The 23269-nt window shown below is 67.1% G+C and carries 21 protein-coding genes and 1 tRNA gene; 6 read left to right on the top strand and 16 right to left on the bottom strand.

From position 1 onward, the window contains the following. The first annotated feature begins 73 nt into the window (after positions 1-73). Together HFP57_RS10225 and HFP57_RS10220 are read left to right on the top strand one after the other, a co-directional pair. The gene (locus HFP57_RS10225; RefSeq protein WP_176869671.1) at positions 74-2068 is read left to right on the top strand and encodes an alpha-glucosidase; all 1995 of its coding nucleotides are present in this window, start codon (positions 74-76) and stop codon (positions 2066-2068) included. A gap of 4 nt (positions 2069-2072) precedes the next feature. Then, the gene (locus tag HFP57_RS10220) at positions 2073-2990 is read left to right on the top strand and encodes an aldo/keto reductase (RefSeq protein ID WP_246263040.1); all 918 of its coding nucleotides are present in this window, start codon (positions 2073-2075) and stop codon (positions 2988-2990) included. Positions 2991-3002: 12 nt separating this feature from the next. Here the strand turns inward: HFP57_RS10220 and HFP57_RS10215 are convergent, their stop codons facing one another. The 3 genes from HFP57_RS10215 to HFP57_RS10205 form a co-directional block, all read right to left on the bottom strand. Beyond that, the gene (locus tag HFP57_RS10215; RefSeq protein WP_176869670.1) at positions 3003-3956 is read right to left on the bottom strand and encodes a TauD/TfdA family dioxygenase; all 954 of its coding nucleotides are present in this window, start codon (positions 3954-3956) and stop codon (positions 3003-3005) included. 64 nt (positions 3957-4020) lie between these two features. After that, on the bottom strand, positions 4021-5190 hold the full coding sequence (gene galK / locus HFP57_RS10210) for a galactokinase (protein WP_176869669.1): 1170 nt from the start codon (positions 5188-5190) through the stop codon (positions 4021-4023). Continuing rightward, complete coding sequence (locus tag HFP57_RS10205; RefSeq protein ID WP_176869668.1) at positions 5187-6230, bottom strand: UDP-glucose--hexose-1-phosphate uridylyltransferase; 1044 nt, start codon at positions 6228-6230, stop codon at positions 5187-5189. The genes galK and HFP57_RS10205 overlap by 4 nt, the downstream gene beginning before the upstream one ends. A 471-nt stretch (positions 6231-6701) precedes the next feature. Between HFP57_RS10205 and HFP57_RS10200 the strand changes: the two genes are divergently transcribed. Beyond that, complete coding sequence (locus tag HFP57_RS10200; protein WP_176869667.1) at positions 6702-8267, top strand: winged helix-turn-helix domain-containing protein; 1566 nt, start codon at positions 6702-6704, stop codon at positions 8265-8267. Positions 8268-8382: 115 nt separating this feature from the next. Continuing rightward, positions 8383-9204 carry a universal stress protein gene (locus HFP57_RS10195; RefSeq protein ID WP_176869666.1) on the top strand — a complete coding sequence of 274 codons (822 nt, stop codon included), beginning with the start codon at positions 8383-8385 and terminating at the stop codon, positions 9202-9204. Here HFP57_RS10195 and HFP57_RS10190 read toward each other — a convergent pair. Beyond that, complete coding sequence (locus HFP57_RS10190) at positions 9201-10295, bottom strand: acetate/propionate family kinase (protein WP_176869665.1); 1095 nt, start codon at positions 10293-10295, stop codon at positions 9201-9203. The two genes, HFP57_RS10195 and HFP57_RS10190, sit on opposite strands and share 4 nt — an antisense overlap. Then, positions 10292-11191 (bottom strand): bifunctional enoyl-CoA hydratase/phosphate acetyltransferase, encoded by a 900-nt coding sequence (locus HFP57_RS10185; RefSeq protein WP_246263038.1) that lies wholly within the window; start codon positions 11189-11191, stop codon positions 10292-10294. Before HFP57_RS10185 ends, HFP57_RS10190 begins: the two co-directional genes overlap by 4 nt. A gap of 114 nt (positions 11192-11305) precedes the next feature. Between HFP57_RS10185 and HFP57_RS10180 the strand changes: the two genes are divergently transcribed. Continuing rightward, entirely contained in the window at positions 11306-12817 is a 1512-nt protein-coding gene (locus HFP57_RS10180; RefSeq protein ID WP_176869664.1) for a bifunctional aminoglycoside phosphotransferase/ATP-binding protein, read from the top strand. A gap of 16 nt (positions 12818-12833) precedes the next feature. Here the strand turns inward: HFP57_RS10180 and HFP57_RS10175 are convergent, their stop codons facing one another. From HFP57_RS10175 to HFP57_RS10160, 4 genes are all read right to left on the bottom strand, one after another. After that, positions 12834-13253, bottom strand: a complete 420-nt coding sequence (locus HFP57_RS10175; protein ID WP_176869663.1) for a CBS domain-containing protein — start codon at positions 13251-13253, stop codon at positions 12834-12836. Positions 13254-13320: 67 nt separating this feature from the next. Then, the gene (locus tag HFP57_RS10170; RefSeq protein WP_176869662.1) at positions 13321-14523 is read right to left on the bottom strand and encodes an efflux RND transporter periplasmic adaptor subunit; all 1203 of its coding nucleotides are present in this window, start codon (positions 14521-14523) and stop codon (positions 13321-13323) included. Next, positions 14523-16886: an ABC transporter permease gene (locus HFP57_RS10165; RefSeq protein WP_176869661.1), complete on the bottom strand. Its 2364-nt coding sequence runs from the start codon at positions 16884-16886 to the stop codon at positions 14523-14525. Before HFP57_RS10165 ends, HFP57_RS10170 begins: the two co-directional genes overlap by 1 nt. After that, positions 16883-17623 carry an ABC transporter ATP-binding protein gene (locus HFP57_RS10160; RefSeq protein WP_246263035.1) on the bottom strand — a complete coding sequence of 247 codons (741 nt, stop codon included), beginning with the start codon at positions 17621-17623 and terminating at the stop codon, positions 16883-16885. Before HFP57_RS10160 ends, HFP57_RS10165 begins: the two co-directional genes overlap by 4 nt. Before the next feature lie 221 nt (positions 17624-17844). Between HFP57_RS10160 and HFP57_RS10155 the strand changes: the two genes are divergently transcribed. Next, complete coding sequence (locus HFP57_RS10155) at positions 17845-18540, top strand: endonuclease/exonuclease/phosphatase family protein (protein WP_176869660.1); 696 nt, start codon at positions 17845-17847, stop codon at positions 18538-18540. Positions 18541-18574: 34 nt separating this feature from the next. Here the strand turns inward: HFP57_RS10155 and HFP57_RS10150 are convergent. From HFP57_RS10150 to infA, 7 genes are all read right to left on the bottom strand, one after another. Next, positions 18575-18650: transfer RNA gene (locus tag HFP57_RS10150), tRNA-Phe, on the bottom strand. Positions 18651-18704: 54 nt separating this feature from the next. Continuing rightward, entirely contained in the window at positions 18705-18902 is a 198-nt protein-coding gene (locus tag HFP57_RS10145; RefSeq protein WP_176869659.1) for a DNA gyrase inhibitor YacG, read from the bottom strand. A 272-nt stretch (positions 18903-19174) separates the two neighbouring features. Beyond that, a complete protein-coding gene (locus HFP57_RS10140; protein WP_176869658.1) occupies positions 19175-20224 on the bottom strand; it encodes a phosphotransferase in 1050 nt (349 codons plus the stop codon). A 1-nt stretch (position 20225) separates the two neighbouring features. Then, positions 20226-21323, bottom strand: a complete 1098-nt coding sequence (locus HFP57_RS10135; RefSeq protein ID WP_176869657.1) for an Rv3169 family protein — start codon at positions 21321-21323, stop codon at positions 20226-20228. A gap of 57 nt (positions 21324-21380) precedes the next feature. Further along, positions 21381-22385: a ribonuclease gene (locus HFP57_RS10130; RefSeq protein ID WP_176869656.1), complete on the bottom strand. Its 1005-nt coding sequence runs from the start codon at positions 22383-22385 to the stop codon at positions 21381-21383. Then, on the bottom strand, positions 22378-22959 hold the full coding sequence (locus tag HFP57_RS10125) for a Maf family protein (RefSeq protein ID WP_176869655.1): 582 nt from the start codon (positions 22957-22959) through the stop codon (positions 22378-22380). The genes HFP57_RS10130 and HFP57_RS10125 overlap by 8 nt, the downstream gene beginning before the upstream one ends. A 16-nt stretch (positions 22960-22975) precedes the next feature. Next, positions 22976-23194, bottom strand: coding sequence for a translation initiation factor IF-1 (infA, locus tag HFP57_RS10120; protein WP_176869654.1), 219 nt, complete (start codon positions 23192-23194; stop codon positions 22976-22978). Positions 23195-23269: the final 75 nt, after the last annotated feature.

Raw genomic sequence — 23269 nt, 5'->3', positions numbered from 1 at the left:
TGCGATCCCCGCCATCGTGGTACCGCCCGACGATGGAGGTGACAATCACGCTGCGCTGCACCGGCCTGTCCGCATGAAGATCGTTCCGACCGATACCGGGTTCGAGATCCGGCGCGGCGATCTGCTGCTGATCGCGCACAGCGCGGCAGAGCCCTGCTGCGTGATCGGGGCGGGCGATCCCGATATCGCCATGAACCGCAGCAATTTCGCCATCGCCGACCGAGTCACATCGCGGCGGAGCCTGGCGCATGCGGAGATCGACCGGCGGCGCATCCGGCTTGCCGAAGCGCCCGGCGGCCCGGTGCTGCTCGACATGGAGGTCGGGGAAGGGGGCATCGATATCCGCTGCCACGATCCGGCCGCGAACCGGTTCTGGATCGATGTCGTCGCCGAGCTGGGGGAATATGTCTGGGGCGGCGGCGAACAGCTCTCCTATCTGAACATGCGCGGCCGGCGCTTTCCGCTCTGGACGTCCGAACCCGGCGTCGGGCGCGACAAATCGACCGAGCTGACACGGCGGATGGATGCGCTCGGCAATGCGGGTGGCGATTACTGGACGACCAACTATCCGCAGCCGACCTGGCTCTCCTCGCGCCGCTATGCCCTGCATGTCGATACGACGGCCTATGCGGTATTCGATTTCGAACGCGGGAGGCGGCACGGGATCGAGGTCTGGGAGGTGCCGGCGCGGCTGGAGGTATTCGCCCGGCCCGATTTTGCGGGACTGGTCGGCGCGCTGTCCGACCGGTTCGGCCGCCAGCCGCCGCTGCCCGACTGGGCGATAGAGGGCGCGATTATCGGGCTGAAGGACGGCGAGCGGAGCTTCGAGCGGCTGGGCGCGATGATCGATGCGGGCGCCGTCGTCACCGGTCTCTGGTGCGAGGACTGGGCGGGCATCCGCGAGACGAGCTTCGGCACACGGCTGTTCTGGGACTGGCGGGCCAGCGATGCGCGCTATCCGGGCCTCGGGGATCGGATCGAGCAGCTCAACGGACGCGGCATTCGCTTCCTCGCTTATGTGAACCCCTATCTCGCCGTTGACGGGGCCTTGTTCGTCGAGGCCGAGCGCGCCGGTTATTTTGCGCGTCACCCCGATCGCGACGAGACTTGCCTCGTCGATTTTGGCGAGTTCGAGTGCGGCGTCGTCGATTTCACCAATCCCGAAGCCGCGGACTGGTTCGCCGAACGGGTCATCGGGCGCGAAATGCTCGATCTCGGTATCGACGGCTGGATGGCCGATTTCGGCGAGTATCTGCCGACCGATATCCGGCTCTCCGATGGCCGCGATCCGCTGCTCGCGCATAATGCATGGCCGGTGCTCTGGGCCGAGGTGAATGCGCGGGCCGTCGCAAGCCGTGGCAAGACGGGCGAGGCGGTCTTTTTCATGCGCGCCGGCTATTCGGGCGTCGGCGCGCATTGTCCGCTGCTCTGGGCCGGCGACCAGTCGGTGGATTTCTCGCGGCATGACGGCATCGGCACCGTCATTCGCGCGGCGCTGTCGGCCGGGCTGGTCGGCAATGCCTACAGCCATAGCGATGTCGGCGGCTATACGAGCCTGCTCGGCAATGTGCGGAGCGCGGAACTGATCATGCGCTGGTCCGAAATGGCGGCCTTCACCCCGTTCATGCGCAGCCATGAGGGGAACCGCCCGCGCGACAATCTGCAGCTCGACAGCAGTCCCGAGATCCTCGCCCATTTCGCGCGCATGACGCGGCTCCATGCAAAGCTCGCCCCCTATGTCCGCATCCTGTGCGACGAAGCGATGGCCACCGGCCTGCCGCTACAGCGCCCGCTCTTCCTGCATTTCGAGGAGGATGCCGCCTGCTACGACATCGAGACCCAGTATCTCTACGGCCGCGACCTGCTCGTCGCGCCGGTGATCGAAGAAGGCGCGGAAAGCTGGCGCGTCTATTTGCCGGCCGGTGCGCGTTGGCGGCATCTATGGAGTGGCGCGGATCATGACGGCGGCGACTGGGTCGAGGTTCCGGCGCCGCTCGGCGAGCCGCCGATATTCTTCCGACCGGACAGCGATCATGCGGCGCTGTTCCAAGGTCTCACAGGGGAATGATTACATGACGATCAGTACCGAACCGCTCCCGCCGCCCGCCGGCCGGCTGCTCTACGCGGACGGTCCCGAGGTGAGCCCGCTGGCCTGGGGCATGTGGCGCTTCCGGGGCGACGATGTCGGCGCGGCGCGCGAACGAGTCGAGGCGGCGCTCGACGCCAGGATCACGCTGTTCGACACGGCCGATATCTACGGCCCCGACAATGGCGAGCCGTTTGGCGCGGCCGAGGCGTTGCTGGGGCGCGTCTTCGCCGAGGCGCCGGATCTTCGCGACCGGATGGTGCTGGCGAGCAAGGGCGGGATCGTGATCGGTACGCCCTATGATTCGGGCCGCGCCTATCTCGAACGCGCGATCGATGCGTCGCTCGCCCGGCTCGGCGTCGACCATATCGCGCTCTGGCAGGTGCACCGGCCCGATATCCTGACCCATCCCGAAGAGCTGGCGCGGACGCTCGAAGAGGCGGTCCGGGCGGGCAAGATCGGGGCGGTCGGCGTTTCCAATTTTACCGGCGCGCAGATCGAGAGTCTCGCGCATTTTCTCACCATCCCGCTCGCGACCACCCAGCCCGAATTCTCGCCACTCGCACTGGCGTCAGCCGAGGACGGTCAGTTCGACCAGGCGATGCGGCTCGGCCTGTCGGTGCTCGCTTGGTCGCCGCTCGGCGGCGGGCGGATTGCGCAGCCGGAAACCGGGCGGGAACGGGCGGTCGCGACGGCGCTCGATGCGGTCGCCGAAGCCCAGGGCGTGTCGCGCGCCGCGGCGACCTATAGCTGGATCATGGCGCATCCGGCCCGGCCGATTCCGATCGTCGGCAGCCAGACGCCGGCGCGCATCGCCGAAGCGGCCGATGCGCTGAAAGTCCGCTGGACGCGCAGCGACTGGTATGCAGTCTTCGAGGCGGCGCGCGGCGAGCCCCTGCCTTAGCGTCCTTCGGCCCTAGGCGATCAGCGAGGCGAGGACCCGGCGCTTGCCGGTAAAGGGCCGGCGCCCGTGCATGACGAGGAAATTGTCGATCAGCGCGACATCGCCGTCCTGCCAAGGAATATCGAAGGTCAATTCGTCGGCGATCGCGATGGCGAGAGCCATGTCGCCCGGATCGATCGCCGATCCGTCGCCGAAGGTGATGGTGCGCTTGGGATCGTTGCGGCTGTCGGCCCAGCCGCGATAGGCGGCGATCAGCTGGTTGAAGAACACCGCGCGGCCGTCGGGCAGCGTCCGCACCGCGCTCAGCACCGGCGTAATCGCCCGCAGCGCGCCGCCGTCCAGCCATTCCCAATCATAGTCGAGCGCGCGCAGCCGCGCCTCGGCCGCGTTCCGGCTTTCCACGCCCAGGGTGGCGCGCCAGCTTCGGCCCTGGCCCGAACTCGCGTCATTCTCGTCCGGCATCACGTTGCGGTAGCGCACGCCCTTCGCGGCGAATGCATCGACGAGCTCGGGTTTTTCGGCCGTCAGCCGTTCGAGCAGGATGTCCGACCGGCAGATCGGCGTCGCGCCGCCGCTTTCGGCGACCGTCTCGCAAAAGAAGAACAGTTTCGACGGGTAGAGCGGCGTCTGCGCCATTTCGTGATGCAGATAGATGCTCGTATCGGGCGGCGCCTCGTTTGCGGTGAAGACGCGCGGCGTCAGGTTGATGCGGACCGCGTTGGACAGCGAATAGTCATAGGCGAAATTGGGCGCGCCATAGGCTTCGACCGCTGCATCGAACTGTTCGGCGGTCGCGATGCCGAAGCCGCGAAAGAGGATCGCGCCGGTTCCGGCCAGCGAGGCATCGATCGCGGTGCGTTCGCTGTGGAGCAGCTCGGGCAGGGCATCGCCGCCCGATTGCGCATGGATTTCCGGGAAGGCGCGGTCGTGCCAGTGCTGCTGGCCGGCTATGTCGACGCTCGGCATTGTTGGAATGTGCACCTTATTGGAAAACTGATCAATAACGGATTCGACGGATCGTCCGGGCCCCCTACCATGTTTGCAGCAGTTCGGCGCCGCGGGCCGGCTCGCAGATCGTTACCGCCGCCGTGCCGCCCGCCGGCGTTCGATAGCCCCGTTCCACCGCATCCCGCACGGTCCCGGTCAGCGCCTTGGGCAGGATCGCGACCACGCAACCGCCGAAGCCGCCGCCCGTCATCCGCGCGCCGCCCCGGCCGCCGAGGGTGTCCACGATCAGCGCGACGAGATCGTCGATGGCGGGCACGGTGATTTCGAAATCGTCGCGCATCGAGGCGTGGGAGGCGGCCATCAGCGCGGCCATCGCGTCCAGATCCGCCGAGCGGAGCGCGTCGACGAACGCGCGGACCCGGTCATTCTCCGTCACGACATGGCAGGCCCGGCGGAACACCGTGTCATCGAGCGTTCCGCGATCCGCCTCGAGCCGCGCGGCATCCAGATCGCGCAGGGCGGCCACGCCGAAATGGCCGGCGGCGGCCTCGCACTGGCGGCGGCGCTCGTTATAGGCGCTGTCGACGAGCCCGCGTTCGACCCCCGAATGGACGATCACGATCGCCAGTCCGTCGGGTACGGGGACGGGCCGCGTCGCCAGGGTCCGGCAGTCGATCAGCAGCGCGCTTCCCGCGTCGGCCCGGGCCGAAACCAGCTGGTCCATGATCCCGCAGGCACAGCCGACGAAATCATTTTCCGACGCATGGGCGACCTTCGCGGCGAGGGTCGGGTCGAGTTTCTGCCCGGCAAAGGCTGCGAGCGCGGTCGCCGCCGCCACGCCCAGCGATGCGGAGGAGGACAATCCGGCGCCCTGGGGCACATTGCCGCCGATCGCGAGGCGGGCATTGGCGGATACGATGCCCCGCCGCGCGAGTTCGGCCGCGACGCCGCGGACATGGTTCTGCCAGGCGCCCTGGGCGAGCGGCGCAATGGGCGCGGCCGGATCGAACCGGTCGCGCGCGTTTTCGAACTCGAGCGCCATGACCTCGATGCCCGGCTGGTCCGATGGGCCGATCGCCACGACGGTTTCGAACCCGATCGCGCAGGGCAGGACGAAGCCGTCATTATAGTCGGTATGCTCGCCGATCAGGTTGACGCGGCCGGGCGCGCGCGCGGCCAGTGCCGGGTCCGCGCTATAGGCATCGCGAAATGCGGCGGCCGTCTGCGCAAGGACGGATTCAGGCGCGGTCATGCCCCGGGCGTGTCCGTTTCGCGGTAATGGATCGCATCGGCGGCGCGCAGCATCTTCGCCGCCTGTTCGGGGGTCAGGTCGCGCTGGGCTTCGGCCATCATCTCGTATCCGACCATGAATTTGCGCACGCTCGCGGAGCGCAGCAGCGGCGGATAGAAATGCGCGTGGAGCCGCCAATGCGCGTCCTCGCCGTCAACGAACGGCGCGCCATGCCAGCCCATCGAATAGGGAAAGCTGCAGCGGAAGAGATTGTCGTAGCGCGTCGTCAGCGCCTTCAGCGCCGCCGCGAGATCGTCGCGCGCATCGTCGTCGAGATCGGGCATGCGCCGGATATCGGCCTTGGGCAGCAGCAGCATTTCGAACGGCCATGAGGCCCAATAGGGGACGACAGCGATCCAGCGATCGGTCTCGATCACGGTCCGTTCGCCGTCCGCGGCCTCGCCCGCCGCCACATCGGCGAGCAGCGCACGGCCATGCGCGGCAAAATAGTTCGTCTGCCTCCGATCCTCGATCGCCGCCTCGTCGGGGATATGGCCGGTCGCCCAGATCTGGCCGTGCGGATGGGGATTGGAGCATCCCATCATCGCGCCCTTGTTCTCGAAAATCTGGACCCAGCGATAGCGCGTTCCGAGCTCCGCGCTCTGCTCGGCCCAGCAATCGACGACGGCGCGCAACGCTTCGACCGGAAGCTCGGCCAGCGTCTTGGAATGATCGGGCGAATAGCAGAGGACGCGGCACGTGCCTTCGGCGGGCTCGGCGGCAAAGAGCGGATCGTCGGCGCGCGTTCCACCGGCTTCGGGAAGCAGCGCCGGATAGTCGTTGTCGAACACGAACGTGCCATCATAGGCCGGATTGACCGCGCCGTTCGCGCGGGCATTGCCCGGGCACAGATAGCAGTCCGGATCGAAGGCCGGCCCCGGCGGTTCGGCGTCTTCGCGCTGGCCCTCCCAGGGCCGCGACAGTCGGTGCGGAGACACGAGCACCCATTCGCCGGTCAGCGGATTTCTGCGGCGATGCGGATGGCCGGATTGGGAGGTCATGGATAGACGGGCTGCTTCAGGATCGGATGCGCGCCGACAGTGCGACCGCGCTTATTGGAATGCAAGTCAGCAATATCGTACAGCAACGATTTTCCGGTATCGGATGCGCGCGCGACCGGCGATGTGCAGGCTTCTGCGAAGCAAACCGCTGTCGCGTGCGGCATGAAGATGTATCAAATTGCATCCGGGAGTCCGCCGGCCTTCCGCTCGCGGGAAAAAACGTGCATCCCGGCGGCCGTGCGAAAGGGAGGCCGCCAGGATGCACGCATGCGCCCGAAACGCTCGCCGTCCGCGAGCGACCCAGAGCCGCCGCCGACTTCCATCCCGGATTTGGCGGCTCAGCAGACGGACGGCGGCGATGCACGGCGCGATCGCTACGGGAGGAAGAGGTTGCACGGATATCTCTGGCAATCTTAGACAGAATATGGATGCAGCCTGTTTTTCGGGGTGCGAGACAGTGAAAGCAGGATCATGATATACTGGTTCGAGGGTCTTGAACTCGATCCGGGCCGGTTCGAACTGCGGCGTCGCGGCGTGCCGGTCCTCATCCAGCCGCAGGCGCTGGACCTGCTGTTCCTGCTCGTCGAACGGCATCCGAACCTGGTGACCAAGGACGAGATCGTCGACCATATCTGGCAGGGGCGGGCGATCTCCGATTCGGCACTGTCGAGCCAGATCAAGGCGCTCCGCAAGATCCTCGGCGACGACGGGCGGGACCAGCGTTTCATCCAGACTGTCTATGGCAAGGGATTCCGGTTCGCCGCGGATGTCTCCACGCAGTCGCCAGCGGTGGCCGGCGCGGGCAATTCCGGTCCTGAAGCGGATGGACGGCCGGACGGTCCTGTCGACGAAACCCCGACGATCGCGGTGCTTCCCTTCCGGTTGGTCCGCGCCGATTCGCCGCATGCCAATATCGCCCAGGCCTTGCCCGACGAACTGATCACGGCCCTGTCACGGCTGCGCTGGCTCCGCGTCATTTCGCGCGGCTCCAGCTTCCGCTTCCCGTCCATGTCCGCCGATCTCGCACAGGTGGGCGATCAGCTGAACGCCCGCTATTGCGTATCCGGTTCGGTCGATATCCGGGACGACGCGGTCGTCGTGCTCGTCGAACTCGCGGACACGCGGGAGGAAACGGTCGTCTGGGCGGAACGGTTCGACACCGGACTGGGCGGGATCCACGAAATCCGCCAGCACATCGTCGCCAGCGTCCTTTCCAGCGTCGAAATACAGATTTCCAGCCATGAGGCCGAGCGGGCGCGCCTGCTCGTACCGGAAAAGCTGACCGCCTGGCAGGCCTATCATCTCGGCGTGTCGCGCATGTTCCTGCGCGGCAAGGCGAACAACGAGGCGGCGCGGCGCTATTTCGAGCAGGCGCTCGCCGGCGATCGCGACTTCGCACGCGCGCTGGCCGGCGTTTCGCACACCCACTGGCTGCAGATTATCGAGACAACTTGGGATGGTGTCGGCGATGCGGCCGAACGGATGCTCGAAACCGCCGAAGCGGCGATCGCGAGCGATCCGTTCGACCCCTTCGCCAATCTGGCGCGCGGACGGGCCGCGTCCCTGGTCGAGGATTCGTCGGAGTCGGTGATCTGGCTCGAGCGCTCGATCGCGCACTGCCCCAACTATTCGACCGCGCATTCTGCGTTGGCGACGATGCACGCGCTCGGTGACGAGGGCGAGCAGGCGCTTCACCATGTCGACATCGCAATCGCGCTCAGCCCCCACGATCCGCTGCTCCACAGCATGTACGCGACGAAGGCGATCGCGCTTTTCGCCTGCGGCCAGATCGACGAGGCGGCACAATGGGGAATCAAGGCGATGGAGCTGCCGCACAGCGATCTGATGGTGATGGTCGGCTCTTTGTGTACCGTGTTTGCGGGCGGCTATCGCGAAGAGGCGGACAGGATCGCCGGACACATCAAACGCGCCTATCCGCATGCGACGGCCGAAGGCATCGCCCGCGCCAATCCGATGATGGCGCTCGAGCGTCGCGACGCGATGATGGGGCTGCTGTCCGCCGTGGGTTTCGACTAGGAGCCGGCGGTAGGCAGTGCCGACGAGGTCCCGGCGGCCGACTTGACCGGCATCAACGCGGCGGGCGTTTCGATGGCGGTAAGATGCCGCACAGGCGCAGCCGTGGAGCCCGACGATGAAAACGATCCTCTTGCATGTCGACGATGACGCCGGACTGGACAGCCGGCTCGAGGCCGCGCTGACGGTCGTACGGCTGCTCGATGGTCATCTGACCTGTTCGCAACCGTCCACCGTCGCGAACCTGGTCGGCGAGCGCTATCCGGTGGCGAACTGGGACGATGGCGGGGTGGTCGGCGATATCGTCCATGCGGCGGCGCAGCAGGCCGACGCGCTGGAGGACCGGATCGAAGCGCGGCTGGATGGGGAAGGCATATCCTGGTCCTGGCGGCGCTGCGCGCTCGGCGCGGTCCAGGCGTTGGTCGAAGAATCGGTGCTGGCCGACCTGATCGTCGTGAGCGCGCCGGACGAAGACCATCACCCGGAAATTGCGCGCGCCTTTGTCGGCGAGGTCGCGCTCTCGGCCGGGGCGCCGGTTTTCACCGTTCCGACGGGTTTCGAGAATTTCGATCCGGCCGGGCCCGTCATGGTCGCCTGGGACGGATCGATCGAGGCGACGCGGACGGTCCGAAGCAGTATCGCGCTGCTCAAACGGGCCGCGGCTGTTCATCTCGTGACCGTCGGGACATCGATGCGGCGGGGCTTCGACGTGGCCCAATCGAAGGCCTATTTCGACCTGCTGGGGCTCGCCGTCGACGTCGCCGCAATCGAGAAGCAGGGACGCACTACGGACAGCCTGATTGCAAAGGCTAGCGACATCGGCGCCACCTATATCGTGATGGGCGCCTATGGCCATTCCCGGCTGCGCGAGGCGGTGTTCGGCGGCGTCACGCGCGCCATGCTCGGCCAGGACCGCTTCCCGCTATTGATGCATCACTAAATCAGACGCGCCGTCGCGACGGCGATCACGCCTTCCTCGTCCGTCGCGATCGCTAGCGGCGGCCGGATATCGAGCCAGGCGAGGCGGGCGGCGACAGCCTCGCGGATTTCGGCCGCATTTTCGCCGATCCCGCCGGTGAAGACGAGCGCATCTAACCCGTCGAGCGATACTGCCAGCGAACCGACAGCGCGCGCGCAGCGATCGACGAAATAGTCGACCGCGAACCGCGCCTCGGGCGCGTCGCTCGCCAGCAGGTCGCGCATATCGCCGCTGATCCCGGACAGGCCGAGCAGTCCGGATTCCTTGTAGAGCAGGCGGTGGACGGCATCGATTTCCATGCCGCGCTCGGACAGCAGATGGAGCACGAGCCCCGGATCGATGCTGCCGGAGCGGGTGCCCATCGGCAGGCCCTCGAGCGCGGTAAAGCCCATCGTCGTCGCAACGCTGCGCCCGTCGAGGAGCGCTGCCATACTGCAGCCATGGCCGAGATGGGCAACCACCACTCGGCGGGCGCCCGAGCCGAGCAACGCCGGCAGGCGCAGCGCGATCGACGCGTAGGACAGGCCATGGAAACCGTAGGCGATCATGCCGTTATCGGCATAATCGCGCGGCAGGGCGTAGTGTTCGGCTACTTCGGACTGCGTGCGGTGAAAGGCGGTATCGAAGGCGGCGACCTGGGGGATATCGGGATAGGCGGCGGCGACGGCCTCGATCCCTGCCAGGTTGTGCGGTTGGTGCTGGGGAGCGAGCGGCGACAGCGCGGTCAGTTCGGCGATCACGCCGTCGTCGATCCGGACCGGCGCGTCGAACCGGGCACCGCCATGGACGACCCGGTGCCCGGCTCCGGCGATCCGGATATCGTTGGGCGCCAAGCCGTCCATTGCGTCGAGCAGTTGCCCGATGAGCGCGGCATGCCCGTCGCCGGATTGCCCGAAGGCCAGGGACGTATCGCCGATTGCGAGACTGGGAGCGTCGCCGATCCGTTCGATCTGGCCGGCGAGCAGCGGCGGACCGCCGGGCTGCGCGGCCGCGTACAGCGCGAATTTGACGCTCGAGGACCCGGCGTTGAGGACGAGCAGCGCGTCGGTCAAAGGCTCGCCCGCTCCGCGACCAGCTTGGCGAGCGCCGCCGATATCTTGCGTTCCTCGACGCCGTCGGCGCGGCTCGTGAGGATGATCGGCACCTGCGCGCCGAGCGCGATGCCGAACGCATCGGCCCCGCCCAGATAGTCGAGTTGCTTGGCGAGCATGTTGCCGGCGACGAGATCGGGGACGACGAGAATATCGGCCGCGCCCGCTACCTCGGATTTCAGCTTCTTCGCCTCCACCGCGTCGGGCGATACGGCGATGTCGAAGGCGAGCGGGCCGTCGAGCAGGCCGCCCTCGATCTGTCCGCGATCCGCCATCTTGCACAGCGCCGCGGCATCGATCGTCGAGGACAGCCGCGGATTGACCTCCTCGGTCGCCGAGAGGATCGCGACCTTCGGCGTTTCGATCCCGAGCGCCAGCGCCAGGTCGATCGCATTCTGGACGATGTCGCGCTTGGCGAGCAGGTCCGGCATGACATTGATCGCCGCGTCGGTGATCAGCAGCGGTTTGGCATAGGCGGGCGTACGCATGACGAAGATATGGCTGATCCGCCGTTCGGTGCGGATTCCCGTGTCGCGCGCGATGACCTCGGCCAGCATTTCGTCCGTGTGCAGCGCGCCCTTCATCAGCGCCCCCGCCGCGCCCTCATGGACGAGCTTGACGGCGCGGGCGGCCGCGGCATGGCTGTGCGGCACGTCGACGATCCGGTGGGCGCCGGTACCGATCCCGGCCGCCTCTATTTTGGTGCGCGGGCCGACCAATATCGGCGCGATGAACCCGGCTTCGGCGGCGGCGAGCGCGCCGCCCAGCGAGCGGCGGTCGACGGGATGGACGACTGCGGTGGGCACGGGATCGCCGTGCGCCGCGCGATCCGTCATTTCCTCGAAAAAATCAGCCATCTCGCGTGCATGTCTCCCTTCCGCCGGCATGGCATTGATCTGGCGCAAGGACCAGGATCGCCGCGCCACCCATATATCGGCCGTCAATGACGCTTTCAGGTCGGAGTGCCCGTTATGACGGAGATATCGGGTTCAAGCGAAGCCGCCGAGCGGGACCAGGCCGATACCGTCGCGTTTCTGGCGTGCTCCGCGACGCATGACGGCCAGCCGGTCGAGACCCTTGAAACGCATATCTCCCGGCTGTTCCTGACGCCCGACCGCGTGTTCAAGCTGAAACGCGCGATCCAACTGCCGTTTCTCGACTATTCGACCGTGGCGCTGCGGGAAAAGGCCTGCCGCGCCGAATATGCGATCAACCGCCGCGTCGCGCCGACGCTCTATGTCGGGGTTCGCCCGATCAGCCGGACGCCCGCTGGCCTCGCCTTCGGCACGGGCGGCGAGATCGTCGACTGGGTCGTCGAAATGCGCCGCTTCGCGGAGCGCGACCAGTTCGATCTCCTGGTGGCCGACGGCCGGCTGACGGACGAACTGGTCGATGCGCTCGCCGACACCGTCGCCGCCGCGCATGCCGGGGCGGACAGGGTCATCAAGCGGAACGGATCGGCGCGCTTTGCCTCGATCGAGCATAACCTGCTCGATGCGACGCAGCCGCTGCTCACATCGCGGATCGATCTTGCCGATCTCGCCGCCTGGCGCCGGCAGATGGACGGCATGCTGGAGCGGTATGCGCCGCTGCTCGATGCGCGCGGGCGGCACGGCTTTGTGCGCGCCTGTCACGGCGATCTGCATCTCGCCAATATCTGTCTCTGGGAAGGCCGGCCGGTGCCGTTCGACGCCATCGAATTCGATCCCGACATGACCGAGATCGACATATTGTACGATCTCGCCTTCCTTCTCATGGATCTCGAACATGCGGGCGCCGGCGCTGCGGCGAACCGCCTGCTCAATCGCTATCTCTCGGTCACACGGGACTATCGCGGGGCGGGTCTGTTGCCGATGTTCAAATCCTGCCGCGCGGTGGTCAGGGCGCTGGTGGCGGCGATGAAGGACCGTCCGGCGACCACCTATCTCGATCTGGCGCGCGCCTATGGCGATCGGGCGGGGACGCCCCGGCTGATCGCGGTGGGGGGGCGATCGGGAACCGGCAAATCGACGGTTGCGGCGGCGCTGGCCGCGCCCATCCAGGCCGTGGTGATCTCATCAGACATGATTCGCAAACGGCTGTTCGGCGTCCTGCCCGAACAGCCGCTGCCGCCATCCGTCTATGCGGGAGACGTTTCGCAGCACGTCTATCGGCGGTTGCGGACCGACGCGCGGCGCGCCCTGGCGGGCGGTAGCACCGTCATCGCCGACGCGACCTTCCTCGAGAGCGCCGAGCGCGATGCAATCGCGCAGCTGGCCAAGGATTGCGGTGCGGCGTTCACCGGGCTCTGGCTCGAGGCGCCGACCGATATCCGGGCCGAGCGCGTCACGGCGCGCGGTCCCAATCCCTCGGACGCGACCGTTGCCGTCGTTCAGGCCCAGGCGCGTGCGGACACCGGCCCCGTCGGCTGGACGCCGATCGATGCCGGGCAGGACCGCGCGAGCCTGGTGCACACCGCCCGGGACCGGGCCGGGATCGGCTGACGGGGCCCGCCCGCAGTCAGGCGTGATGCGCGGACACCGCCTTCAGCATCTCGCTCGACAGCGACGCGGGCGCGCGCGCCGCGACATCGCCCATGCTCAGCATCCCGACCATGCGCTTGTCATGGTCGATGACCGGCAACCGGCGGATTTCGTTATTTTCCATGATGCGGACCGCGTCCTCGACCTCCTCGTCCGCAGCGCAATAGAATATCTCGTCCGTCATCACCTCGCCGGCGGTGAGCTGGAGCGGGTCCTTGCCGTCGGCGAGCGTGCGGATCGTTATATCCCGGTCGGTGACCATGCCGACAAGGCGATCATCCTTGCCGACGGGAATCGATCCCACATCTTCGTCGCGCATCGTTTCGGCGACCTTGGCGAGCAGCGTGTCCGGTTCGACCCAAGCCACGCCGTCATGCATTACATCCTTTACCTTCATCGTTCATCTCCCGGCCCCGCGCCGCGGAGACCGTAGTTGAAAACGGCGTTCGCGCGATTGACGCCCGTCAATTGCGGCGCGTGATCCGGCGCCCGTCGGCGACTCGGTTGCCGGGATTGACGATCACGTCGTCGCCCTCTTCGAGGCCGCCCAGCACTTGGGCATGCTCGTCGTTGATCTGACCGATCTCGACCGGCCGTTCGACGGCGCGGCCGCGCGAGACGACATAGACGTGCCAGTCGGCCCCGCTGCGGAAGATCGCGCCGATCGGGACGCGCAGCGCGTCGTCGCGGCTCCAAACGGTGATCGTCGCGTCGACCTGATAGCCATGGCCGAGCCGGGCGATGCTCTCGAGCGGCTCGTCGAAATCGATGATGACGTTGACGCGCTGCTCCTCGATGCCGAGCGCCGAGATCTTGAGTTCGCCGAACGGTTCGATCCGGCGGATCCGCCCGGCCAGCGCCTCATCGCCGCCCCAGCGGGTGATCGCGACGGGTGCGCCGGGCCGGACGCGCACCGCCTCGCGCGACAGAAGGTCGACGACGACTTCGATCTGCTCGGGATCGCCGATTTCGACGAGCGGTGTGCCCTCGGCGACGACGCCTTCGCTTTCGTGCAGCACGCGCAGCGTGGTCCCGCTGGTCGGCGAGCGCACGGCGACCGGGCCGCTGCCGGTCGGCGTGCCGGCAGCGGGTTCGTTCAGCGAGGCGCGGATGCGGCCGACCTCCGAGCGGTTCTGCTCGACATTCGCCCGGGCGGCCGCGAGCGCCGCGCGGCGGGCATTGGCTTCGGTGCGGGCGGCATCGAGCCGCGATTGCGGCAGGAAACCGCGCTCGGCCAGGGTCTCGGCCCGCTCCAGTTCGCGCCGGGCGAGGTCGAGCGAGGCGATCTCGCTCTGGACCTGCGCCCGGGCGCTGCGTTCGGCGGCGCGGGCGGCGGCGAGCGCGTTCTGCAGCTCGCGCCGCGAGCGCGTATCGAGCGGGGTCGACGGCCGGCCCGCCATGCGCGCGATGACGGTATCGCGCGCGACGACCGAATCGCCGGGCTCGATCTCGATCCGCGTCACATAACCGCCGACCGGCGCCGAGACGATGTAGGAATCGTGGACGCGCGTCACCCCGTCATCGGTGATCCCGACGATCATGGTGCCGCGGGTCACGTCGCCGGTGTCGACGGGCACGGCTTCGGGCCAGAAGCTGTAGCCGAGGCCGATGATGAACAGGGCGGCGATCAGGATCGCCCACCGCCAGCGTTTGAGTTTTTCAAGCATCAGTCGCGCGCCTTCAATACACGTACCATATCCAGTCTTGCCACCCGCCGGGCGACGATCAGCGCCGTCAGCGCGGCGGCAATGAGAACCACGACGATCGAGAAGCCATAGGTCCCGCGCGTCGGCGCGAACGGCAGCCGGAACAGATCCGAACTAAACGCCGAAGCGAGGCCCTGGCCCAGCCAGTAGCCCGTCAGGCAGCCGACGGGCACGGCCAGCGCCACGAGCAGCGCGATCTGGCCGAGCAGGATCAGGCCGACCTCCTGCTTGTGATAGCCGAGCACCCTGAGCGTCGCGAGCTCGCGCGCGCGTTCGGAGAAGACGATCCGCGCGCTGTTGTAGACGACGCCGATCACGATCGCCGAGGCGAAGGCTATGTAGAAGCCGATCATCGTGATGATATTGTCGTCGATCATCTCGCGGAACTTGTCGAGCGTCGCGCGGCGTTCGGTCACACCGAGCACGATCGGCATATCGCGCAATTCGTCCAGGATATCCTCGCGCGCCACCGGATCGATCCGCAGCAGCGCCGATCCGACCGGGGAATCGTCGCGCGTCAGCCTTTCGAGGGTCGCGCTGTCGGCATAGGCGCGCGAGCCGATATATTCGTCGATGGTTGTCACCACCGGGATCTGCGTCCGTATCCGGCGCCCCTCGAGCATATCGATCTCGATCCGGTCGCCGGCCTGTACGTTGAGTTTCGCCGCGAGCTGGCCGCTCAGCATCAAGCCTGCAGGCGGCAAGGGGATTTCGCGTCCCGACGCGTCGATCCGCGACCAGAGCCGGGCATCGCTCGACGCGCTCTCGATCGCGACGCGCTCGGAACGATGGCCGTTGCGCAGCCGGGCCGCCGCCGCCCGCGTGGCCTCGACGCGCAGCACGCCGGGGATGCTCGCCAGATTGTGCAGCACTTCCTCGTTGCCCGCTTCGATCAACGCCACGGTCAGGTCCTGATTCTGGGCCCGGAAGAAATTGGCCTCGAGCATCTCGTTCGTGCCGTCGAGAAACTGCATCGTGCTGAACAGCAGGCCGAGCGACAACGCCACGCCGAACACCGTAATCGCCGATCGCACCGGCCAGCGCCCGATATGGCGGACGATCATGTGGCCGATGCTGGTAAATCCGGCTTTCTGCCCCATGCGTTCGAGGAAACCCGTCTTGTAGATCGGCGGCTGGGGCGGCGCCATGGCGATCGCCGGGGTCAGTCCGATCGCGGTCCGCACGCCGCCCATCGCGCCGAGCACGGCCGATCCCGCGGCGAGCAGCGCCGCGATCATGAAGGTGCTCGGCGAGATCCGGTAATAGAGGAACGGGAAGCGGTATAAGTCGGCGTATATCGCGGTCATGCCGCGCCCCATCCAGGCGCCCGCCGCCCAGCCGAGCAGGACGCCGAGCGCGGAGATCGCCAGCGCGAATTTCAGATAATGCCAGGCGACCGCGCCGTCGGTATAGCCGAACGCTTTGAGCAGGCCGATCTGCTCGCGCTCGGTGCTGATCAGCCGGCCGAGCACGATATAGACGAGGAAGGTCGAGACGACCAGAAACACCGGCGGGATCGTCGTCGTCATCACGTCGAGCTGCATCAGCTCATTGTCGACAAAGGCGTTGGACGGGTGGTCGTCCCGTCCGTAGGCCCCGGTGCCGCCGAAGGGGGCGAGTATCGCATCGAGCCGCCGGATGACCTCCGCCTCGGACGCATCGCGCTCCAGGGTCATCGAGATGAAGTTGATCGCCTCGGTCCGGTTGGTCGCCGCCTCAAGCGCCCGTTCGCCCATCCAGAAGATGCCGAACCGGCTTTCGTCGGGGATCAGCTCGCCCGGCGCGATCGCGTAGATGTAATCCGGCGCAAGGCCGATGCCGACCACCGTCAGCCGTTCCCGCGTGCCGTAGATCAGCGCATCGATCTCGTCGCCCGGCGCAAAGCCGTTCGCCTCGGCAAAGGCTTCGTCGATCACGATCTCGCCGGCGGCGCTGCTGCGCGGCCCGCGCCCGGCGACAAGCGTCAGCCGGTTGAGCTCGGTCTCGCCGCCTTCGCCAACCGAGTTGATCACCGCGCGGACCGAGTCGACGCGGCCCGGGATGTCGAGCGTCGCATATTGGGTGATCCGTCCCTCGGCGCGCCGCACCCCCTCGATCGCTTCCACCCGCCCGACAATACTGCGCGGTGCGCGCGTCATGCCCGAAAACACGTCGGCGAAATGGTTGCGCTCATAATAGATGTCGCGCGTCTCCATGACCGAGCGGTAGACGCCGAGCGACATCACGAAGGTGGCGGTCGCCGCGCCGACGACGAGCGCGATGGCCAGCGCCTGTCCGCGTATCCGCCAGAGATCGCGGAGCAGCTTGAGGTCGAGCGCCTTCACCAGCTGATCTCCTGCGGAGAGATGCGCGTCTCGTTAACCTCGATCGAGGCGATCCGCCCGTCGAGGAAATTGAACACGCGGTTTGCCATCCCGGCGATCCCGGCATTGTGCGTGATGATGATGAGTGTCGCGCCGAGCTCGGCATTGGCATTGGCGAGCGTTTCGAGAACCTTGACCCCGGTCTTGCTGTCGAGCGCGCCGGTGGGTTCGTCGCAGAACAGGACGTGCGGGCGTTTGGCGATCGCGCGGGCGACCGCGACGCGCTGCTGCTCGCCGCCCGAAAGCTGGGCCGGGAAATGCCCGCGCCGGTCGCCCAGCCCGACCAGCTCCAGCGCCTCGCCCGCGGGCATCGGATCGGTCGCGATATCGGTCACCAGCCTCACATTCTCCTCCGCCGTCAGGCTTGGAATGAGATTGTAGAATTGGAAGATGAAGCCGACATGGGCACGGCGAAACCGCGTGAGCGCGCGGTCGTTCAAAGCCGTCAGTTCGGTATCCTCGTACCAGAGCTGCCCGGCGGTCGGCCGGTCGAGCGCGCCGACGATATTGAGCAGGGTCGATTTGCCGCTGCCCGACGGGCCGAGCAGCACCAGCACCTCGCCGGCTCCGATTTCGAGGTCGACGCCGCGCAACGCATGGACCTGCGTTTCGCCCATATCATAGATCTTGCGCAGGCCGACCGCCCGGAAGGCCGGCTGTGCCGTCGATCCATCGCTGTTCGTCGTCGATTCCGCCACGCTGCCCTAACCGAAAAAGTCCTCGATGGTGACGGGCTAGCGGTTTTGCCTGACGATGCTTTGATCCAGAGCAAGTCGGCCCGCGGCTTCCGGCGGTCACGCCCAAGCCCGCCCGGGGTAATGGAACCGGTCGGTCGATTTCTCGCGATACGGCCTTCGTCCGCAATCGATTTTTCACATCGACACATTAGATATGGTGGGAGTGAACGGAGCCTGGCCCATTGAAGCTTGCGACCTACAACATCCACAAGGCGATCGGGGCGGACAAGCGCCGCAATCCCCAGCGCATTCTGAGCGTGCTGGAGGAGCTCGACGCCGACATCATAACGCTTCAGGAGGCCGACCGGCGGTTCGGCCGCCGGTCGGCGGCGATCCCGCCCCTGCTGCTCGATCTCGACAGCGACTATCAGCCGGTGCCGCTCGACGTGCAGGCGGACTCGATGGGCTGGCACGGCAATGCGATACTCGTGCGCAAATCGGCGACGGTCCACCGGCACGACATCTTGCACATCCCGTCGCTCGAGCCGCGCGGCGCGGTGATGGCGCATGTCGAGTATAACGGCATCACGCTATGCGTCTTCGGCATGCATCTGGACCTGTCGGGCCTGTGGCGGCGCAAACAGGCGCATGCGATCATCAGGCTGGCCGAGCAGCATGGCGACGGTCTTCCAACCGTGCTGATGGGCGATCTCAACGAATGGAGCGCGGCGGGCGGCTGCCTGCGCGATTTCGGACGCGTCTTTTCCTTCGCGGACGGCGGACGCAGCTTCCATGCGCGCCGGCCGATCGCGCGACTCGACCGGATCATGCATTGCGACCGGCTCCGCGCGGTCGACAGCGGCGTGCATGACGGCGCGTCCGCGCGCAAGGCGTCCGATCACCTGCCGGTCTGGGCCGATTTCGCGCCGGCCGGTTAGGCGGGTGGCGTATTAAGGGATCGACGGGAAAAAATGGTGCCCGGGGACAGAATCGAACTGCCGACACTGCGATTTTCAGTCGCATGCTCTACCAACTGAGCTACCCGGGCACTTCCCTGGATCATGCGGCGCAGATCGTGCGGGAAACGCGCCTATAGGCTGGGTCAGCTATCGCTGTCCAGCCCGTTTGTGCGGCGTGCCAGCAGTTCGGGATCGGCCGGCGGACCGGGGACACGATAGCCGTCGCCCAGCCATTGCAGGAGATCGCGATCACGACATCCGTCGCTGCAGAAAGGCTTGTGCTCGGCGCTCGGTTGCGCGCCGCAGACGGGGCAGGATTTGGATCGATTGGCGCCGGGCATGATGGCTTTCATATGGGGTAGCGGCTTGGACTGGCAAGGTGGGATTCGTTTGTCGGGCTTTCGCTGGCAGTTGAGCGCCGCACCGGGAGTCCTTTTTGTCAGAAACTTCCTGTCGGAAGTTCGCCGCACCAGCCCGCTCCCCCTCCCGGCCTCCCACAGGGTATACTCAATGGGAGGCCGGGAGGGGGAGCGGGCTGGTGCCGCGCCTGAGCGTTAGCGAAGGTCTGACAAAAGAATTTGCGGCGCTCGACCGGAAGGTCAAGTCTGACAAATCAAACCAGCGCGAGGCTGTCGAGATCGAGGATCTGTCGCGCCGGCCGCTCGGCCATCACCGCGAACATCTCGTCGCCGCGCTCGGTGCGCTCGACATTCATCGAGGCGAAGATCGCCATGACGAAGCCGGAAAAGGCGCCGAGGCGATAATCCTCGTGGCACCGGTCCGGATCGGCCGGGACGCCCAGCGCCCGAAGTTGCGCGATATAGTCGTCGACCAGCCTTTCTTCCTCCGCCGCCCGCCGGGCCGGATCGGCGATGCTCGTCCCGATCAGATAGGCGATATCGACGGGACCGACGCCGATACCGACCGTCTGCCAGTCGACGACGGTCACCGCGCCGGTTTCGGGGTGGAACAGAAGATTGTCGATGCGAAAGTCGCTATGCGTCACCGTGCGGGCCTCGGGCGTCCGGTCGAGATAATCGCCGAGCCGGGCGATGAACGCATCGCCCATCTCGAAGATCTCCGCCCCGAGCCGCGCCCGGTAGCGATCCTTGAAGCCTTGGTAGAGTCCGGGCAGCAGGGCCTGGACGAGCTGCTTGTTTCCCGCGCCGAACCGGAACCAGCCAAAATCGTCGAGCCGCGGCGAGTTCCAGAGTGGGGCGTGCAGCTTCGCCGCCTCGGTAATCGCCGCTTCGATCATCGGGATATCGGCGCCCTTGAGCTGGTCGCCCTGCCTGGCCGGGGCCATGTCGCCGAGCAGCAGCGCGAAATCGACCTCATTCTCGGCGATTTCGGCATGATAGCAGGGCGGACAGGCGACCGGGATTTCCTCGGCAAGGTCCCGGTACCAGCTGATCTCCAGCGTATAGTTATGCAGCGTCTTCGCGATCTGCCGGCTGTCGGCATTGTCGCTCGGGCATTTGGCGACGATGCGGTCGGGGCCTGCATGACCGTTCCAGTCGAGCGTCAGGCGGAAACTGTCGCACATCTGGCCGGTACCGATGGTTTTGGCGGTGAAACCGGCGAGCGCGCCCGCCGGCGCGCCGAGCTTGTCCTCGAGCCAGGCAGTGGTGAACTGTTCGGGGCGGGTCGGAATGGCGTTCATCTCAGCCGGCCGGGTCCAGCAATCCGGTGAAGCCGCTCGGCGCGTGTGGCCCGATCAGTAGCTGCTCGAGCACGCCATGGCCGCGATGCTCCTCCCCGGCCAGCGTCAGCGTCGCCCGGGCAAAGGCCTGGATATGCCAGTGCAGCTGCTGATGCGGATCGGCGTCGGCGGCCGGGATCGTGTCGTAAGCGGTTTCGAGCTTGCCATGATCCATGCCATGGCCCCAGACCGGGTGCGTATAGCCGAGGCCCGACATGTGGAAGTCGGGGCCCGCCGGCTCGATCAGCAGCGCCGCGTCGCCATCGGGCGTCAGCGACACATGGAGCGATTCGACGCGCCGCGTCTCGCCTGCATAGCGGACCTCATACCGGGTCTGGTCGTAATCCGTAGCGCCGTTCCCCAACGTGTCGACCACCGCCCGCCGGTTCCACCCGGCCCCCTCGGCATCGTCATTGGTGTGGAAGAAAGTGGCGTGTTGGGAGAAGTTGAGCGGCGCCCAGAGCCAGTAGAATTGCGGCAACGAGCCAGCGGGCGGCGGCTGGGACTCCGGCGCGCCGACGGGGCGGATGCCCCAGCTCCGGTCGCGCGTCCCGAGATGCGTTTCGCCCGACAGCGCAAAATCGCGGCCGTCGCAGCTGACGGCTCCGAACCAGCTGCCGCTTTGCGTCATGCGCGTATAGTCCATGAACATGCGCGGCCCGTTGCGGCGGGTGAAGCGCGGCTCCTCGATCGGCGCATGGCGCGCGGTGAAGACGATATCGGCCGTGACCGGGCCGTCATTGTCCGAAACGGTAAGGCGCAGCTGCCGAAGCGGTTCGACGATCTCGATCCGGACCGGGCCGACCGCGAGGTCGAGCCGTTCCGATCCGAGGCGCCGGGAAGCGCGGATATTGTGCTGCACGCCGTCGATCAGCAGGCAGAAACTCGCATCGATGATATCGAGCTGCGGATAGAGCCCCATCGCGGCGGCGAAGAACAGGCTGCCGTCCTCGCTATAGCCGTTGAAGAAATAGCGGTCGTAGAAATTGCGGTCGGTGCCCGCATAGGCAACCGGTTCCGGCGTCTGGTGCAGCGGATAATCGTCGCCCCTGGTCAGCATCGTATCCTCTCCTTTCCGCCACGTTGGCACAATATTCGGGACGCGCAAATAGCCGGATCAGGCGGGGTGCTCGGCGCTGATATGGCCGCCCCACAAGCCGGTTGCCGGATCGGCTCGGAGCGCGACCGGCGCGCCGATCCTCCGTTCGAGCGCGGCGCGCCATTCGGGCCGGCCTTCGAGATGCGCGATGATCGCCGGATGCGCGGTCAGCGTTCGCGCGCCCGAACCCGCAACGCGTTCCGCCCGGCGCAGCAGCGCGCGGGCCGCCGTCGGGGCGCTCTCATGCTGGGCGAGTTCGAGCAGCGAGGGGCGAACGCGGCGGCGGACGATCTGCAACAGGCCGAAGCCGTTGACGGCCGTGCGTTCGAACGGCTGGGGCAGGGCGGCATCGAGCGCCTCGGCGGCCGCCTGCCGTTCGGCTTTGGACGCAAGACTCGGCAGGTCGATCACCGTCGATCCGCCGATATCGAACTTGCGGATCGCTGCGCCTGCCGCCCTCGCGCCCGCCCGCGCCAGTTCCGCCGGGGGCAGCGCGCCGTCGACATCGATCACGGCCATCGCCGGGGTCAGCGCGATGCGCAGCGCGCCGCCGGGGAACGGCACCGCGCCGGTCGCGGCCTGCTCGAGAAGTTCGGACCAGCCCGCCGCCTCCAATGCGTCAGGATCATGAGCCGCCAGCGTTTGGACCGGGGTGCCCGTCTCGGTAAGCCGGTCGCGCAGCGCCGTCGCCGTCGCCGCGGTTTTCGTCTTCGCCGCCGGTTTCGCCCGGGCGCGCTTCCGCCGTCCGGGTTCGGGGATCGCGGAGCGGACGATCTCGACACGCAGGGTTGCGCCTTCGGTCACACCGGCGGGCAGCGGATCGATCAGCGCCTCCTCGCCGCCGACAAGCTCGAGGCGCCCCGTGCGCCGGTTCGGCAGGATTTCGGCCAGCCGCGCTTCGCAGATCGCGCCGGGCCGGGCCCCGCCGCTTTCGGTTTCGATATGGGCTTCGACGATGGCGCCGTCCTCGACGAGCGCCGCGCGCGCTTCGCCGATTCCGTCCTCGTAGAGCCACTCAGCCAAGGCTGTATCCGGCATGTTCGAGCAAGGTGCGCGTCTCGTACAGCGGCAGGCCGATGACGCCCGAATGGCTGCCCGACAGGAAGCGGACCCAGGATTCGGCGAAACCCTGGATCGCATAGCCGCCCGCCTTGCCGCGCCATTCGCCGCGGGCGAGATAGGCGGCGACCTCGGCGTCCGTCAGCCGTTTGAAGGTGACGATCGTGGTCGAGAGCTTGTGGTGCGCCTGCCCCTCGGCATCGACCAGCGTAACGGCTGACAAGACGCGGTGCCGCCGGCCGCTGAGCAGGTTCAGGCAAGTGCGCGCCTCGCCCTCTTCTTCGGTCTTGGGGAGGATACGACGGCCCGCGGCGACCACCGTGTCGGCGGCCAGCACGAGCGATCCGGAATGGCGCGGCGCGACGGCGGCCGCCTTCTCCGCCGCCATGCGCACCGCATAGTGACGCGGCCGTTCGGCGCTTCGGGGTGTCTCGTCGATATCCGCGGGGTCCGTTTCGGCCGGTTCGACGCCGATCCGGGCGAGCAATTCGCGGCGGCGCGGGCTGGCGGAGGCGAGGACCAGTGGCGGCGGGCGCATCGACGCGCGTCCCGGCTTATTTGAAGCGATAGGTGATGCGGCCCTTGGTCAGGTCATAGGGCGTCAGCTCGACCAGCACTTCGTCGCCGACAAGCACGCGGATGCGGTTCTTGCGCATCTTGCCGGCCGTGTGGCCGAGAATTTCATGATCATTTTCCAGTTTGACGCGGAACATCGCGTTGGGAAGCAATTCCACAACATGTCCGCGCATCTCGAGCAGTTCTTCTTTTGCCATATCCGTCCATATAGTCCCGAAAATTCGCGCCGCCATAGCGGGGTAGCGCGCGAAAGGGAAGGTGTTGGCCGATTT

Source organism: Parasphingopyxis algicola (assembly GCF_013378075.1).
GTDB lineage: Bacteria > Pseudomonadota > Alphaproteobacteria > Sphingomonadales > Sphingomonadaceae > Parasphingopyxis > Parasphingopyxis algicola.
Note: the sequence above shows the minus strand (reverse complement) of the source record. Positions and strands in the feature narration are given on the sequence as shown.